13 protein-coding genes and 4 tRNA genes are annotated in these 15,197 nt (G+C 42.3%); 6 read left to right on the forward strand and 11 right to left on the reverse strand.

Annotated features, from left to right (window positions below; genetic code table 11):
- The 8 genes from AC4CU2_RS04740 to AC4CU2_RS04775 form a co-directional block, all read right to left on the reverse strand.
- A complete protein-coding gene (locus AC4CU2_RS04740) occupies positions 1-501 on the reverse strand; it encodes a DUF2726 domain-containing protein (RefSeq protein ID WP_436904857.1) in 501 nt (166 codons plus the stop codon).
- A gap of 20 nt (positions 502-521) precedes the next feature.
- Positions 522-597, reverse strand: a tRNA-Asn gene (locus AC4CU2_RS04745).
- A 286-nt stretch (positions 598-883) separates the two neighbouring features.
- Positions 884-959, reverse strand: a tRNA-Asn gene (locus tag AC4CU2_RS04750).
- 195 nt (positions 960-1,154) lie between these two features.
- Positions 1,155-1,230: transfer RNA gene (locus tag AC4CU2_RS04755), tRNA-Asn, on the reverse strand.
- A 4-nt stretch (positions 1,231-1,234) separates the two neighbouring features.
- Positions 1,235-1,310: transfer RNA gene (locus AC4CU2_RS04760), tRNA-Asn, on the reverse strand.
- Between the two features lie 144 nt (positions 1,311-1,454).
- Positions 1,455-2,081: a superoxide dismutase SodB gene (gene sodB, locus AC4CU2_RS04765; RefSeq protein WP_279691762.1), complete on the reverse strand. Its 627-nt coding sequence runs from the start codon at positions 2,079-2,081 to the stop codon at positions 1,455-1,457.
- A gap of 209 nt (positions 2,082-2,290) precedes the next feature.
- Positions 2,291-2,911, reverse strand: a complete 621-nt coding sequence (locus AC4CU2_RS04770; protein ID WP_279691760.1) for a superoxide dismutase — start codon at positions 2,909-2,911, stop codon at positions 2,291-2,293.
- 346 nt (positions 2,912-3,257) lie between these two features.
- Positions 3,258-4,016, reverse strand: coding sequence for a Nif3-like dinuclear metal center hexameric protein (locus tag AC4CU2_RS04775; protein ID WP_279691758.1), 759 nt, complete (start codon positions 4,014-4,016; stop codon positions 3,258-3,260).
- 168 nt (positions 4,017-4,184) lie between these two features.
- Between AC4CU2_RS04775 and AC4CU2_RS04780 the strand changes: the two genes are divergently transcribed.
- Complete coding sequence (locus tag AC4CU2_RS04780) at positions 4,185-5,363, forward strand: S1C family serine protease (RefSeq protein WP_004982593.1); 1,179 nt, start codon at positions 4,185-4,187, stop codon at positions 5,361-5,363.
- 480 nt (positions 5,364-5,843) lie between these two features.
- On the opposite strand, the gene AC4CU2_RS04785 is transcribed toward AC4CU2_RS04780, so the two are convergent.
- From AC4CU2_RS04785 to AC4CU2_RS04795, 3 genes are all read right to left on the reverse strand, one after another.
- Positions 5,844-6,806, reverse strand: coding sequence for a Tim44 domain-containing protein (locus AC4CU2_RS04785; RefSeq protein ID WP_058870025.1), 963 nt, complete (start codon positions 6,804-6,806; stop codon positions 5,844-5,846).
- A gap of 118 nt (positions 6,807-6,924) precedes the next feature.
- A complete protein-coding gene (gene radA / locus AC4CU2_RS04790) occupies positions 6,925-8,316 on the reverse strand; it encodes a DNA repair protein RadA (protein WP_201706631.1) in 1,392 nt (463 codons plus the stop codon).
- A 143-nt stretch (positions 8,317-8,459) separates the two neighbouring features.
- Complete coding sequence (locus tag AC4CU2_RS04795) at positions 8,460-9,821, reverse strand: alanine/glycine:cation symporter family protein (RefSeq protein WP_004695773.1); 1,362 nt, start codon at positions 9,819-9,821, stop codon at positions 8,460-8,462.
- A gap of 331 nt (positions 9,822-10,152) precedes the next feature.
- Here AC4CU2_RS04795 and AC4CU2_RS04800 point away from each other — a divergent pair, with 331 nt between their 5' ends.
- The 5 genes from AC4CU2_RS04800 (at position 10,153) to AC4CU2_RS04820 (ending at position 15,115) form a co-directional block, all read left to right on the forward strand.
- A complete protein-coding gene (locus AC4CU2_RS04800) occupies positions 10,153-11,556 on the forward strand; it encodes an amino acid permease (protein ID WP_004695775.1) in 1,404 nt (467 codons plus the stop codon).
- 133 nt (positions 11,557-11,689) lie between these two features.
- Complete coding sequence (locus tag AC4CU2_RS04805) at positions 11,690-11,914, forward strand: hypothetical protein (protein WP_126037420.1); 225 nt, start codon at positions 11,690-11,692, stop codon at positions 11,912-11,914.
- 32 nt (positions 11,915-11,946) lie between these two features.
- Positions 11,947-13,197: a diaminopimelate decarboxylase gene (lysA, locus tag AC4CU2_RS04810; protein ID WP_279691751.1), complete on the forward strand. Its 1,251-nt coding sequence runs from the start codon at positions 11,947-11,949 to the stop codon at positions 13,195-13,197.
- A 6-nt stretch (positions 13,198-13,203) separates the two neighbouring features.
- Positions 13,204-14,049, forward strand: coding sequence for a diaminopimelate epimerase (dapF, locus tag AC4CU2_RS04815; RefSeq protein WP_078388629.1), 846 nt, complete (start codon positions 13,204-13,206; stop codon positions 14,047-14,049).
- Between the two features lie 154 nt (positions 14,050-14,203).
- Entirely contained in the window at positions 14,204-15,115 is a 912-nt protein-coding gene (locus AC4CU2_RS04820) for a tyrosine recombinase XerC (protein ID WP_035330499.1), read from the forward strand.
- Positions 15,116-15,197 lie beyond the last annotated feature (82 nt).

Below are 15,197 nucleotides of genomic sequence, written 5' to 3' on the forward strand. Positions count from 1 at the left end.
TTAAGCACGCATTGCAGGCGTGATACCAATGTGTTTGCGCAGTTGGCGAATGCTTGGAATTTCAGTAAAACGCAGAACAATGTAACCTGCTTCATTGAGCATGGCATCACGTTCTGCATCTTCTTGTTCCTTGCCGATATGGGAAGGATCATCGAGTTCAATAATCACCACGACCGTTAATTGTTCATCTAATAAAACGAAATCGGTGACTTTACGGTTAAATTTGGCCCGTATTTTATAGTGGTCACTGGTAATCAGTGAGCTAAATGAAACTTGAGCTAGAACATGATGGCGTGGGAAGGCTTCTTTTAAGCGAATAAACATTTTACGTTCAAATGGCGTAATGACGTGTTTGGCATAAAACTTTTGCTTACGGCGAAACAGGTCAGGGTAAACCATCATCACTAGTGTAATAGTGGCGAAGCAGCCGATGATAAAAAAGATGATTTGACTCAGATCGAACACAATATTTTCTAGCGCAAAGAAAAAACCCACTCGCATGGAGTGGGTTTTTAGAATTTTGGCTCTCCAACCTGGGCTCGAACCAGGGACCTGCGGATTAACAGTCCGTCGCTCTACCGACTGAGCTATTGGAGAATCTGCACGCATTCTATGTGGCAAAGCTCAAAGGGTCAAGTCTTTGGCCTGATATTTTTATATAATCTGCTTTAAATGATTTAAAAATAAACGGTTTAGCTTTTATTGGTGCGATTTGATTCAGTCTTTTTGGTTTTCCATGGAGATATTTGGGAGATTCAAGCTGAGAAGAGCCTGTATGGAAAGCTGCTTTGGAGTGATTTAGAGATTGGTTTTACGTATGGGTGAATGTCATTTTTATAGACAGAAAAAAGCCCAAGTCATAATGCTTGGGCTTTTTAAAATTTGGCTCTCCAACCTGGGCTCGAACCAGGGACCTGCGGATTAACAGTCCGTCGCTCTACCGACTGAGCTATTGGAGAATCTGAAATGCAGTATAGAGAAAATTACACATGGGTCAAGTTACAATTCTAAAAAAAGTCGAATTTTAGATTAAATGTTTTTTTTATAATCAGTTTGATATGTCATAGCTGTATACCAGAAGGGTATAGGGTGTGGATCAAAACAATGAGTGATAAAAAAAGCCCAAGTCACGATGCTTGGGCTTTTTAGAATCTTGGCTCTTCCACCTGGGCTCGAACCAGGGACCTGCGGATTAACAGTCCGTCGCTCTACCGACTGAGCTATGGAAGAATAGTGGCTCTCCAACCTGGGCTCGAACCAGGGACCTGCGGATTAACAGTCCGTCGCTCTACCGACTGAGCTATTGGAGAATCTAATGCGCATTTTAGGGAGGAAAGGAAAATGGGTCAAGCAAAAAATATTGAGAAATGAATTGTTTGCTTTATAAATATGCGTTTAGGTAGCAAAAACAAAAAAACCGCTCAAAAAGAGCGGTTTTTTAAACAAGACGAATCTTATTTTTCAACGCCAGCAGCTTGACCTACATATTTCGCGTTTGCATAATCCCAGTTTACAAGGCTTTCAAGGAAAGTTTTGATGTAAACAGGACGCGCATTACGGAAGTCGATGTAGTAAGCATGTTCCCAAACGTCAATGGTTAACACTGCAACTTTACCGTGTGCAAGTGGAGTGTCTGCATTTGAAGTTTTAAGGATAGAAAGGTTGCCATTTACTTCGTCAGCAACTAACCAAGCCCAACCTGAACCGAATTGAGTTGTTGCAGCAGCAGCAAATTCTTCAGCGAATTTTTCGTAAGAACCGAATGCTTCATCAATTTTAGCAGCTAAAGCGCCTGTTGCTTTACCACCACCGTTTTTAGCCATACAGTTCCAGTAGAATGTGTGGTTCCAAACTTGTGCTGCGTTATTGAAGATACCTGCTTTAGCTGCATCACCAGCAGAAGCTGTGATGATTTCTTCTAAAGTTTTACCTTCAAGGTCAGTACCTTTGATTAGGTTGTTTAGGTTAACAACATAAGTATTGTGGTGTTTGTCGTGGTGGAATTCTAAAGTTTCTTTGCTGATGTGTGGAGCAAGATCTTCGTAGCCATATGGAAGTGCAGGTAAAGTAATGGTTGTCATGTTTCATTCCTTGCAGATTTGCTGGGTTTTACTTTAAGTGCATTTATTGTAAATGATTCTATAGACAATAGGGCAGTCTTTTAATACACAAAATATGCAAAAAATTTCGCAAGGAGACATATACGATACACAAGATATCGTTAGAGTCTTTTGTACAGAATGTGTTCATTTTAAAAGACTCTAAGCTCTAGATGGATTGAGGTGTGTAATTAATTTTTAGTCTGCAACGCAGCATGGTAACGGCGATTTACTTCATCCCAATCGACCACATTATAAAAGGCATTGATATATTCAGGACGGCGGTTTTGGTATTTTAGATAATACGCATGTTCCCATACATCTAAACCGAGAATAGGGGTATGACCGTGCATAAGAGGGGAATCCTGATTTGCACTGCTTTCAACAATCAGGTTGCGTTCAGGTGTCACACTCAGCCATGCCCAACCACTGCCAAAACGGCTAATCGCGGCTTTGGTAAATGCATCTTTAAAAGCATCAAAACCACGGAGTTGCTCATCAATAGCCTTTGCCACAGCTCCAGTCGGTTGGCCACCACCTTGTGGACTCATGACCGTCCAAAACAGTGAGTGTTTGGCATGACCACCTGCATTATTGATCACCATCTTTTTAAGATCAGTAGGGACTTCATTGACTTTGGCAACCAAATCTTCCACAGACAGTTTCTCCCATTCTGTGCCTGCAATCGCGCCATTAATGTTATTGATGTAGGTTTGATGGTGTTTACTGTGGTGAATTTCCATCGTTTTCGTATCAATATTGGGTTCGAGTGCATCATAGGCATAAGGAAGAGCGGGTAAAGAATAAGCCATGTTTTTGATTCCTTTAATCATCAAAGTTTGTTTTATTGGGAGTTTTTAAAGCAGTTTTATTATCCACTTAATTATTAATGAGAATCAATATGTTTATTATTTACAATATTGGAGTGCAGCGTAGCAATTTATATTGTTCGTATTGGGTTGAACGTTCAGCAGGTATAACAAATATCAAATGCAAAGCGTTTTTGAACTGATGCTATGTTTTGATTTAAAAAGATAAAAGGCTAGGAATAATATTTTAGAAATTAATAATTTGCTGAAATGGAAGTGATGTCGGATGCCATGCGATGTAAGCGCATTGAAAGGACTGGGATGAAAGGACTTTCATCCCAGTGATTGCTTAGATCGGGTTATTTAACTCTAAATAAACATATTCAATATCAAATTGTTCTGAAATGGCTTGACCTAATCGCTGCACGCCATAGCGTTCAGTCGCATGATGTCCGCAAGCAAAATAATGTACGCCTAATTCTTTGGCTTCATAGAAGGTACGTTCACTGACTTCGCCTGAAATATAGGCATGACAGCCTTGTTCAGCGGCTTTTACAATAAAATCTTGTGCACCACCGGTACAAAAACCGACTTTTTCAATCATGGTCTTGTCCGCAGGAAGATGGGTGATATCAAACTTTAATTTCTCAGACACAAACTTTTTAAACTCTTCCACAGGCATGGGCTGTTTTAAATAACCAATATTACCAATAGGATGACGCTCAGATGGATCAAGTGCTTTAATACGTTCCAGTTCGAGCAAATCTGCAATCGCTGCATTATTTCCAAGACTCGGATGGCTGTCGAGGGGGAGGTGATATGCCAACAAAGAAATGTCATGTTGAATCAGACTCTTGATCCGTTTACCGCGCATACCTGTGATGGGAGAGGCTTCACCTTTCCAAAAATAACCATGATGCACCAGTAAAAGATCCGCATTTTCTCGGATCCCGGCATCTATGGCATCTTGCGATGCAGTCACCGCAGCTAAAATTTTACGCACTTCGGTCTTTCCTTCAATTTGAAGGCCATTCGGAGCATAGTCCTTAAACTCAGGTGATTTAAGGGTTTGATCACACCACTGAATAATGTCTTGTAATTTTGCCATATCGACTTAAAAACTCTTTTAAATTGATTACATCGGAACCTATTGTTTATTGTAACTAAAGCATGACAAAACTCTTGCTTATTTTTGTGCTTCGGCTTGAATTTCGCTTTACAATAGGCATAAATTACTTAGTCATCAATGAATTAAAACATTTTAGAGGGTGAAATCGTGCGCAGGACCTTTTCCTGGTTACCTTGGGTATTACTCATTTTAGTCATTGCTGGATTTTTTGCTTGGCAGCAGTATCAAAAGCCAAAAGCGCCTGTGGCGTCCGATGGGATTAAGATGCCTGCTGAAAAGGTGGAACCTTTAATTAACACCACTCGTACCGGTGGGGTGGTTTCTTATAGTGCCGCCGTGAAAGTGGCTGCACCAGCAGTAGTGAATATTTTTACCACGCAAAAAGTCAAACAACTTGACCATCCATTACTCAATGATCCTGCGTTCCGTGAATTTTTTGGCAATCAAATTCCAGATCAGTTTAGCCAAAATAAAAATGAAAACAGTTTGGGTTCAGGTGTGATTGTTCGCCCTGATGGTTATATTTTGACGAATAATCATGTGATTGCTCAAGCCGATCAAATTGTTGTGGCATTACAAGATGGCCGTCGTGCAGTGGCAAAAGTGATTGGTACCGACCCCGATACTGATTTGGCTGTGATTAAAATTGAGCTGGCGAACCTGCCTGTTTTACCTTTTAAGTTAAGTGGCAACGAAGTGGGTGATGTGGTCTTGGCCATTGGTAACCCATTTGGTGTGGGGCAAACGGTTACGCAAGGTATTGTCTCTGCTACAGGACGCTCTGACCTAGGTATTAATACTTATGAAGACTTCATTCAAACCGATGCTGCGATTAATCCCGGCAATTCTGGCGGTGCTTTGATTGATGTCGCGGGGAATTTGATTGGGGTTAATACAGCAATTTTCTCTCAATCAGGTGGGTCTTTAGGCATTGGTTTCGCCATTCCTGCAAGAATTTGCCAACAAGTACTGAACTCTATTCTTAAAGACGGCCGTGTGGTACGTGGTTGGTTGGGTATCAGTTTACTGCCTGTTGAACAAGTCAATATTCTAGAGCCTAAAGGGCCAGGTGTGGTTGTCGCGGACGTGTTAAAAACGGGACCTGCTGCAAAAGCTGGTTTAAAGAAAGGCGACAAGATCGTGAAAGTGAATGATGAAGTGATTACTTCAACCTCACATTTGATTAATTTTGTGGCTTTACAACCGCCAAATAGCACCATTCAGATTTCACTTGAGCGTGATGGCAAACCTTTAGATGTGGCTGTGGTTGTTGGGGAAAGAAAAGAGCAAAATCAGGACTCTCAATTTATCCCATTACCTGAATAAGACTAAAAAACGTAAATAAAAATGCCTCTTATATAGAGGCATTTTTTATGAGTAGATGATTTACAGTGTGGATATTAAATGCAGAGCATGATCAATAGAAAACCCTGTGCATTTTAAATGCCTAAGATTGGTCAATGGTGTTCCTATTTTAGTTGTACATCAAAGCTCACTTATTATTAGATATTGCCCATTCGCATCAAGCATTCATAACGCGATGAACTTATTTGCGTGGAGGTATAGGTCGAAGCTAAAAGAAGGCGTGTGATTGAGGATGCATTGTACAGCCTTTCATTACGCTTCTTATTTAACATAGATGTTACAGGAAATGTTGAGCCTAACTTTTAGGAAAACCATTGCTGTTATCGTTTTAAATGGTGTTTTTGTTTAAGCGAGGCGCTGATGACTAGCTTGAATCGACAGGAGGATTGATCAGGCACAAAAAAACAGCAACCGAAGTCGCTGTTTTTATATATCTGGAAATTATGCTTCTTGTTGGATACCTGCAACGAGCCAGTCTTGGGTAGAACCCACTGGTTTTACAAAGTGCCAAACTTCAGCAAAAGGTTGCGGTAAGCTGTTGAGGTCTTCACTTACTGTACCAGTAAAACGTACGCTAACCACGTATTGGCCATTTTCTGTCGCAGAGTCCGCAACCATCGCATTAAGGTTTGAAAACTCAGCTACATCTTGATCTTGGTTTGCCATAATGTCTTGATACATAGACTGGTAAAGATCAGGTGTTAAGTAACGCTGAATTTCAGAAATGTTACTTGCCGTGTTCATCGACTGAATATGATTGAAACGTTGACGAGCAATACGTAAGAAAGCCGCAGGTTCTGTACCGTCTGGCAGCTGACTACCACTATTGGTATAGGCAGCGCCAAAAGGTGCATTGTTTTGTGGTGTAGCAGCTGAACCACCTACAGACTGACCAAAAATATTGCTATTGTCATTTGATGTACGTGGTGCAGCTTGTTGGCCAAACGGTGCTTGAGTTGAACCATTGTTTGGCGCGTATGGATTAGCTGCTACTTTTTTTTTTGCGCCCATTTTACGGAAAATGAAGAAGGCAACAGCAGCGGCAAGAAGAATCCAAATCCAGCTCGGAATACCACCTTTTTCTTCCTGTGCTTGCGCTTGAGAAGCAGAGTTTTCATCTGCCAATGCATTTGCAGCAACAGCACCAATTGCAGCACCAGCTACACCAGCCGCAACCATACCGCCGACGCCTGGACCAGATTTAGCTGGAGCCGTAGCAGGCGCGCTAGGTTGTTGAACTGGAGTTGCTTGACGAGGTTGTTGATAAGACTGAGTTGGTGCAGCTTGACGGCTCATGCCGTGGCTTTTACCACCACCTGCACGTTTAGCTTCTGCGGCTAAGGGTGCAACTAAAAGAGCCGCTGTTAAAAAACCAGCAATCAAACCACGCTGTCGAACTTCCATCAAATTTTCCTACTCTATAAAAAATAAATTTTAACTCTATCTTTATGCAGTCTTTCATCCTAAATTTCAATAAAAAACGTGTTTATTTTATGAGAAATCCAAATGAATGGAATTTAGCTTAGTTGAGTTCGTCACTTAAGCTCATGGCTTCAGTGAGTGCCTCATGTAAGCGCGCTACAGCGATGACCTTAACCCCAGCAATGTCTTTTTGCGGTGCGTTGCCTCGCGGTAGAATAATGAACTTAAAGCCATGTTTAATGGCTTCTTTTAAGCGTTCCTGCCCATTGGGGACTGGGCGAATTTCCCCAGAGAGTCCTACTTCACCAAAAACAGCCAATTGTTGTGGCAGGGCTTTACCTCGCAGGCTAGAGGCACAGGCCAATAGGACGGCCAAGTCAGAGCCTGTTTCAGTGATTTTTAAACCACCGACAACGTTGACATAGACATCTTGTCCAGATGTTTGCACGCCACCATGGCGATGCATCACCGCCAAGAGCATATTTAAACGGTTTTGTTCTAAACCCAAGGCGACTCGGCGCGGTTGACCATGTGCATCATCAACCAAAGCTTGAACCTCAACCAACAGAGGACGTGTGCCTTCACGGCTGATCATCACGATTGAGCCTGCAATGGCTTCATCATAACGGCTTAAAAAAATGGCTGAAGGATTCGCCACTTCTCTTAAGCCTTTATCGGTCATGCCAAAAACCCCGAGTTCATTGACTGCACCAAAACGGTTTTTAACAGCTCGAATCATCCGATAACGTGAGTCGGACTGACCTTCAAAGTACAGAACACAGTCCACCATATGTTCAAGCACACGCGGGCCAGCCAGTGCACCTTCTTTGGTGACGTGTCCGACAATGAACAAGGCTGTGCCACTATTTTTAGCAAAACGTGTTAGTAAAGCTGCAGATTCGCGAATTTGAGAAACGCCACCCGGCGCTGACTGGAGTGTTTCGGTATATAGGGTTTGAATGGAATCTAAAATTGCCACGGCGGGACGCTCATGGGCAAGCATTTCACATATCCGCTCAACACAGGTTTCTGCCATGACTTTGAGTTTATCTGTGGGCAGATCAAGACGATTTGCACGTAAAGCCACTTGCGAGAGTGATTCTTCACCTGTGACATACAATGCCGCACTGTTGGCCGCGGCCATATGCGTTGCTGTTTGCAATAAAATGGTCGATTTTCCAATGCCTGGATCACCACCAATCAGTACCACAGAGCCCGTGACGAGACCACCGCCAAGCACACGATCAAACTCACCAATTCCTGTAGCCAATCGAGTCTCATGTGAAACTGAAATTTGATTTAAGGTGCTAATAGCAGCAGCTTGACCTGCATAGCCGCCACCCATTTTGGGTTGCGCACGATGTGTGACTGCTGGTGCAATATTGACTTCAACTAGACTATTCCATTCTCCACATTCAGAACATTGGCCCGCCCATTTTGAATGGTCAGCGCCACATTGTTCACAGCGGTAAACACTTTTTGCTTTTGCCATGCTTTATTTGATGCACTATTTGGAGTATTCGATGGTTCAACAGCATACAGAGGATTGGATTTGAAATGAATGCTCTGAATCAAAAAGCCACCCGAAGGTGGCTTAAGTATTGCACATTTTAAAAATGTGCTTTGAAAATAGCCTTAGTACAACTCACCTGATTTACGTTTTTCGACAAAATCACGTGACTCTTTCACAATCACCGTCGACAGCAATAACAAGGCAATTAAGTTTGGAACCGCCATTAAACCATTAAAGGTATCGGCAAATAGCCAGACTAAATCAAGAGATGCCACGCAACCAATAAAGACTGATGCGATGTAAATGAGACGGTACAACAGCACATACTTTTCACCGAGTAAATAAGTACAGCATTTTTCGCCGTAATAGCACCAACCTAAAATGGTGGAGTAAGCGAAGAACACAATACCAAAAGTCACGATCCAGCCTCCGACACCCGGCAGTAATTGGTTAAAAGTATGGGTAGTTAATACCGCGCCTGTTTCGCCACCAAAACTATTGCCCGCCATAATAAAGCCCATAACCAAAACGATCCCTGTAATACTACAGACGATAATGGTATCGATAAACGTACCTGTCATTGAGACTAAGCCTTGACGTGCAGGGTGGTCGGTTTTTGCAGCAGCGGCAGCAATGGGTGCTGAACCCATGCCTGCTTCATTTGAGAAGACGCCACGAGCGACACCGTAACGAATGACCGCACCAATTGCACCACCTGCTACCGCTTCACCCGTAAAGGCATCACGGAAAATCAGTTCAAGTGCAGGCATGACGAGTTCAAGATGGTTGAAGATAATAATGAGGCCACCGAGGACATAGCCAATCGCCATAATCGGTACGATGAAAGAAGCGGCTTTAGAAATAGATTTAATCCCGCCTAAAATAACTAAAGCGGAGAATACAGTAATGACGATACCTGTGATCCATGTTGCAACTCCCGTACTGTTTTCAACAGCGAGCGCAACTGTGTTGGATTGCACTGAACTGCCAATCCCAAAAGACGCCAAGGTGCCAAATAGTGCAAAAATCAGTGCTAACCATTTCCATTTTAGACCGCGTTCAATGTAGTACATTGGACCGCCAGACATTTCACCTTTTTCATTTTTGATTCGGTATTTAACTGCCAGTACGCCTTCACCATATTTGGTTGCCATACCGAACAGGGCTGTCATCCACATCCAAAACACCGCACCTGGGCCACCAAGGACACAAGCGGTTGCAACACCAGCGATATTACCCGTACCAATGGTGGCAGAGAGTGCAGTCATGAGGGATGCAAAGTGCGAGATATCTCCTGCATGAGAATGTGCTTGGTCATGTTTGCCAAATACTTGTTTAAAGGCCAGAGGCAACATGCGAATTTGCCAGAAGAACAAGCGTAATGTGAGGAATATCCCTGTTCCGACAATGAGGACCAACATATAGGGTCCCCAGACCCAACCACTGATGGTTTCCATAAAAGTTTGTAAACTTTGTGTATTCATTTTTCTTTTAGTCCTCTATGTTTTAAAACTTGAAATTTCTAGAAAAATTTTGAGTTTTATTAAGCAATTGATATGCCACAGTCATGCTTCCTGCACGATTTTTTATTGATTTTTAGTCTTGGTGTATTTGTTACACGGAAATTTATTTTTGACAAGTGTTTTGCTGATTTTTTCAACAGGAACTTTTACGTGTCCTTTGTCGTGTTAAATATAAGAAAAATTAATTAACTTTTCAAAAGATGTTGAAAATATAGATTAATACACTTTTATTTTTATTTTTTTGTTCTTTTCGGGTAATTTTGGCGACTGGAAATAAAAGATGACATCAAGAATGAGTTTAGAAAATACAGAATCGACCTCTGAACAAGGTGATTTAAAACGGAGTTTATCCAACCGCCATTTACAACTCATTGCGATTGGCGGTGCGATTGGTACAGGTTTATTTATGGGGTCGGGGAAGACAATTAGCCTCGCTGGGCCATCTATTTTAATCATTTACATGATTATTGGTTTTATGGTGTTTTTGGTCATGCGCGCGCTTGGCGAATTACTGCTGTCTAACTTGAAGTATAAATCGTTTATCGATTTCTCTACCGATTTGATTGGGCCGTGGGCAGGCTATTTCGTTGGCTGGACCTATTGGCTATGTTGGATCACGATTGGTATTGCGGACTTATCAGCCATTATTTATTACCTTCAGTTTTTTAATGGAGGGATGCCGTTCACACCTGGGGAAGGGGTGATGATCAGTGTTGCGGCCATTGTGTTCATCATGGGCTTGAACTTGGTCACGGTGAAACTGTTTGGTGAGCTAGAGTTCTGGTTTGCACTGATTAAGATTATTGCCATTGTGGTGTTGATTGCCGTTGGTTTATGGATGATCTTTACAGGTTTCACTTCAACGACGGGTGAAATTGCATCATTTAGTCATCTTTGGTCACATGGCGGAATGTTCCCAACAGGCGTGACAGGCTTCCTTGCGGGTTTCCAAATTGCGATCTTTGCCTTTGTAGGTGTAGAGCTGGTCGGTACCACGGCTGCTGAAACTAAAGACCCAGAAAAGAATTTGCCTAAAGCGGTGAACTCGATTCCAATTCGTATCATTGTTTTCTATGTGCTGTCTTTAGTGATTGTAATGTCTGTGACACCATGGAACGTGATTGATCCGGCGGTTTCGCCTTTTGTGAACTTGTTTAGTCAAGCGGGTATTGCAGCAGCAGCAATCATCATGAACTTGGTGGTATTGTCTTCTGTGATGTCATCAATGAACAGTGGTGTGTTTTCAACGTCGCGTATGTTGTTTGGTTTGTCTCGTGAAGATCAAGGGCCAAAAGCATTTGGCCACTTAAACAAGCGTGCTGTTCCTGCAAATGCATTGTACTTTTCAGCCATTTGTTTACTGTTAGGTGCTGCACTACAGTACTTTGTACCAAATACTGTTGAAGCCTTTACTTTGGCAACTACACTGTCGACGATTTTGTTTATCTGTGTCTGGATCATGATTATCTGGAGCTACATTGTGTATTACAAAACACGTCCAGAGTTACATGCAAAATCGACCTTTAAACTACCAGGTGGTCTGTTTACCTGTTGGTTTGTGATCGTTTTCTTCATTGGTGTGATCTATGTGTTATCACTAGAAGCCGATACCATGAAAGCTTTAATGGTGAGTCCAATTTGGTTCATCATTTTGATTATTGGTTATTTTGGTTTCTACAAACCGAAACATAAATAATCGATACCATTTAAAAAAACGCCAGTCTTTAACTGGCGTTTTTTTTTAACTCACTATAATCTTTAGCGCTTAGTGGTTTGGTCATGCATGTTGATCAGGTTATACTTCTTCAAAATATCAAATAGGTGATCAGATGCGTTCTGTCATTTGCTGCATCAGTGTCTTGGTGATGAGTATTGCATTCGTCGGTTGTGGTCAGTCTGGTACATTACATATGCCAAATGATCCAAACTACGACAAGCGAGCGAAATATTTGCTTTATAAAGACGCAGCATCTAAGCCGTCTGCACAAAAGGAAGATACAGCGCCCGTGAAGCAAGAGTTTGCTGCACCTTCAGTTGAAACCAATCAGCCTTAATACCTTAAACGCTTCATAGAAAGGATACATTCATGAGTTTTACCCGCAATCATGGGGTTTTGCACGCTGAGCAATGCTCGCTGCAACAGCTTGCGCAGCAATTTGGTACACCACTGTATGTTTATTCAAAAGCGACTTTTGAAAAACACTTTACAGAGATGGATCGTGCTTTTGACTTTATCGATCATCAAATTTGCTTTGCGGTTAAGTCAAACTCAAACATTGCGGTATTGAATGTCCTTGCGAAGCTCGGTGCGGGTTTTGATATTGTGACCGGTGGAGAACTGGCTCGTGTACTAAAAGCGGGTGGCGAAGCTTCTAAAATTGTCTTTTCGGGTTTAGGTAAAACTGAGGTTGATGTTCAAAAAGCATTAGAAGTGGGTATTGCATGCTTCAATGTAGAGTCTCATGCAGAACTGGATCGTATTCAAAAAGTTGCAGCGAAGCTCGGAAAAAAAGCGCCGATTTCATTGCGTGTCAATCCAGATGTAGATGCGAAAACGCATCCTTATATTTCAACAGGCTTGAAAGAAAATAAGTTTGGGATTCCATCAGATACGGTGTTTGAAACCTATCAATATGCTGCAACGCTGCCGAATTTAGACATTATTGGGATTGACTGCCATATTGGTTCCCAGTTGACCGAAACACAGCCTTTTGTGGATGCGCTAGATCGTGTGATAGTGATGATCGATCAGCTTAAAACCATGGGTATTCAGCTGAAACACATTGATATTGGTGGTGGTTTAGGCGTGACCTATAAAGATGAAGTGCCGCCTACCGTTTTTGAATATGCCAATGCAATGAAGCCCGCTTTAGAAAAATTGGGTTTGAAAGTGTATATGGAACCGGGACGCAGTATTTCGGCAAATGCAGGGGTACTCCTGACCAAAGTAGATTTACTCAAACCGACTATTCACCGTAACTTTGCGATTATTGATGCAGCCATGAACGACTTGATTCGTCCTGCACTGTATGAAGCATGGATGGATATTCAGCCCGTTACCCCGCGTTCAGATGTCGAGGCAAAAGAGTGGGATGTGGTTGGTGCAATTTGTGAAACAGGTGATTTCTTAGGTAAAGAGCGTGTGCTTGCACTCAAAGAAAATGACGTACTGGCTGTATTGGGTGCTGGCGCTTATGGTTTTGTCATGAGTTCAAATTACAACAGTCGCGGTCGCGCCGCTGAAGTGATGGTGGATGGTGAAAACGTACATTTGATTCGTGAGCGTGAAACCATTGAGTCACTTTGGGACAAAGAACGTTTATTGCCTGAAGGATAATTCAAGATGTTATTAGAATTTACCAAAATGCATGGTCTAGGCAATGACTTTATGGTGGTTGATTTAATCAGCCAAAGAGCATTCCTTGATACTGTTACGATTCAGCGCTTGGCGGATCGTCATTTCGGCATCGGTTTTGATCAGTTGTTGATTGTTGAGCCACCTGATTTACCAAATGTCGATTTCAAATACCGTATTTTCAATGCTGATGGTTCTGAAGTTGAACAATGTGGTAATGGCGTGCGCTGCTTTGCACGGTTTGTACATGAGCGCCAGCTCACTACAAAGACCAAGATTAAAGTACAAACCAAGGCTGGAATTGTAGAACCCGAACTCGGTCAAAATGGCTGGGTACGCGTGAATATGGGCTATCCAAAGTTCTTGCCACAGGAAATTCCATTTATTGCAGATGCACCAGAAGCTTTGTATGACATTGCTTTGGCGAACAATGAGCAATTGACCATTGATGTGGTGAATATGGGTAACCCTCATGCAGTTACTATCGTTCCTGACGTGATTACAGCTGATGTTGCACGTCTAGGCCCTCAGGTTGAATCGCATGAGCGTTTTCCGCAGCGTGTGAATGCAGGGTTTATGCAAATCATTGATGAAAAGCATGCGCGCTTACGTGTGTTTGAACGGGGTGTAGGCGAAACCTTGGCTTGTGGAACAGGAGCTTGTGCGGCTGCGATTTCAGGTATGCGCCGTGGTTTACTCGATTCATCTGTTGAGATTGAGCTCGCAGGTGGTAAGTTGCATATTGAATGGCGTGAAGGTGAAGTGGTTTGGATGACGGGTCCAACCTCAAATGTCTACGAAGGACGTATTGATCTGAGTTACTATCAAAACTAAGTTTAGCGTCACACAAGAAGCACTGATTCATCAGTGCTTTTTTTATGAAAAATGTACATAGGTATAGAAAGAGCTGAGACAGTGCTACTATGCAAAAGAAAATCAATCTTCCACAGAATAGAACTATAGAGGCTGACTTGTGACTTTTGAGCCCATGCAACTGCTCGCGATGTGGTTAAAACAACGAGAAATACAAAATCAGTCTACCCATACTTTGCAGGCTTATGAACGAGATGTGTCTGAATTTCTGCTATTTTGCGAACAGAAAAAGCTTGAGTTGGGCGATGTTGAAGCTACTGATTTGCGAGAATTTATTGCACAAAAAGTTGAATATCAACAGTTGAGCTCTAGTAGTTTACAGCGGATGTTGTCCTCTATTCGTCAGTTTATGAAATGGGCTGAGCAGGGGCAACATTTGGCTTTTAATCCTGCCGATGACTTTCAACTTAAACGTAAACCTCGTCCTTTACCAGGTCTAGTGGATATTGAAACCATCAATCAAATTTTGGATCAGGCCTTGCCTGAGAAAGAAGTCGAACAGCAAATGTGGTATCGAGACAAAGCTTTGCTTGAGCTGCTTTATTCCAGTGGATTACGCTTAGCGGAAGTGCAAGGCTTAAGAATTAAAGATATCGACTTTAACCGACAGTTACTGCGTATTACAGGTAAGGGTAATAAAACTCGGGTTGTGCCTTTTGGTTCTAAAGCCAAAGATGCAGTAATGAAATGGCTGAGCATTTATCCGCTGTGGAATGGTGATTTTGTGCCCGATGCACAAGTTTTTATTACTCAAAAGGGCAATCCTTTGGGGATGCGCCAGATTGAAAATCGGGTCAAGTTTCAGGCACAGCGTGCAGGCGTAAATATCGATCTGCATCCGCATTTACTCCGTCATTGTTTTGCTAGTCACATGCTGTCAAACAGTGGTGATTTGCGCGCAGTGCAGGAAATGTTAGGCCACAGTAACTTAAGTACCACCCAAATTTATACCCATGTCGATTTTGACAGACTGGCTCAAGTGTATGATCAGACACATCCACGAGCACAGCAAAAGGTGAAAAATTAGTTCATTCATACTTTAAAAATAGTGTCACAGAATGCATGCACTATAGCACTGTGTTTTAGGTTATATGCCAAAGGTCAGAACA

The sequence above is a fragment of the Acinetobacter sp. 797_lipA genome, assembly GCF_058243025.1.

Excerpts from the sequence above, each read along its gene's own strand:
- AC4CU2_RS04805 (WP_126037420.1), top strand. The coding sequence starts at position 11,690 with ATGCGTTCTGTCATTTGCTGCATCAGTGTCTTGGTGATGAGTATTGCA.
- AC4CU2_RS04785 (WP_058870025.1), bottom strand. The coding sequence starts at position 6,806 with ATGGAAGTTCGACAGCGTGGTTTGATTGCTGGTTTTTTAACAGCGGCT.
- dapF (WP_078388629.1), top strand. The coding sequence starts at position 13,204 with ATGTTATTAGAATTTACCAAAATGCATGGTCTAGGCAATGACTTTATG.
- radA (WP_201706631.1), bottom strand. The coding sequence starts at position 8,316 with ATGGCAAAAGCAAAAAGTGTTTACCGCTGTGAACAATGTGGCGCTGAC.
- AC4CU2_RS04770 (WP_279691760.1), bottom strand. The coding sequence starts at position 2,911 with ATGGCTTATTCTTTACCCGCTCTTCCTTATGCCTATGATGCACTCGAA.
- AC4CU2_RS04740 (WP_436904857.1), bottom strand. The coding sequence starts at position 501 with ATGCGAGTGGGTTTTTTCTTTGCGCTAGAAAATATTGTGTTCGATCTG.
- lysA (WP_279691751.1), top strand. The coding sequence starts at position 11,947 with ATGAGTTTTACCCGCAATCATGGGGTTTTGCACGCTGAGCAATGCTCG.
- AC4CU2_RS04800 (WP_004695775.1), top strand. The coding sequence starts at position 10,153 with ATGAGTTTAGAAAATACAGAATCGACCTCTGAACAAGGTGATTTAAAA.
- AC4CU2_RS04820 (WP_035330499.1), top strand. The coding sequence starts at position 14,204 with ATGCAACTGCTCGCGATGTGGTTAAAACAACGAGAAATACAAAATCAG.
- sodB (WP_279691762.1), bottom strand. The coding sequence starts at position 2,081 with ATGACAACCATTACTTTACCTGCACTTCCATATGGCTACGAAGATCTT.
- AC4CU2_RS04795 (WP_004695773.1), bottom strand. The coding sequence starts at position 9,821 with ATGAATACACAAAGTTTACAAACTTTTATGGAAACCATCAGTGGTTGG.
- AC4CU2_RS04775 (WP_279691758.1), bottom strand. The coding sequence starts at position 4,016 with ATGGCAAAATTACAAGACATTATTCAGTGGTGTGATCAAACCCTTAAA.